This is a genomic window from Micromonospora sp. M51 (assembly GCF_018070305.1).
Taxonomy (GTDB): Bacteria; Actinomycetota; Actinomycetes; order Mycobacteriales; family Micromonosporaceae; genus Micromonospora; species Micromonospora parva.
The window spans coordinates 1-603 of record NZ_JAGPXZ010001409.1 but is presented as its reverse complement, the minus strand read 5'-3'; the positions used below and the strand labels follow the sequence as shown (position 1 = coordinate 603).

The 603-nt window shown below is 74.3% G+C and carries 1 protein-coding gene and 1 pseudogene; both read right to left on the bottom strand.

Annotated features, from left to right (window positions below; all coding sequences use genetic code 11):
* On the bottom strand, positions 1-422 hold a 422-nt coding region (locus KBX53_RS35135; RefSeq protein ID WP_210864054.1), incomplete at its 3' end, for an ABC transporter ATP-binding protein.
* Positions 419-603, bottom strand: a pseudogene (locus KBX53_RS35130) (division/cell wall cluster transcriptional repressor MraZ); the annotation flags it as partial. The pseudogene KBX53_RS35130 and the gene KBX53_RS35135, both read right to left, overlap by 4 nt.

The window sequence follows — 603 nt, the reverse complement described above, 5'->3', positions numbered from 1 at the left end:
CGGGCGTGGTCGGCCAGGCCGACCAGCTCCAGCAGCAACCCGACCCGCCGCTCGCGCTCGGCCGGGGCGACGCGGGCCAGCCGCAGCGGGGCGGCGACGTTCTCCGCCGCCGACAGCACCGGGATCAACCCGAAGCTCTGGAAGACGTACGACACCGTCTCGCGTCGCAGCCGGGACAGGCCGTCCTCGTCGAGCGCGGCGACGTCGGTGCCGTTGACGTGCACGGTGCCGGCGTCCGGGCGGTCCAGGCCCCCCATGACGTTGAGCCGTGTGGTCTTGCCCGAACCGGACCGGCCGACGAGCGCCACCATGGCACCGGCCGCCACGTCGAACGACACGCCGCGCAGGGCGTGCACGACGGTCGGCCCGGTGCGGAAGCTCCGGTGTACGTCGCGCACGCGCAGCAGCGGCTCGGCACTCATGCGCGGGTCTCCGAATCGGGGCGGATCGTGATGTGGTCGGGTTCCAGCGCCAGCCGGACCCGTCGGGTCAGCGCCAGCGCCTGGCGGAAGTCGCGGGGCACCTGGACCCGCCCGGCCCGGTCCATCACCGCGTACTCCTCGGCGATCATGTGGGTGTCGCCCGCCGAGTCGGTGGTGGTGC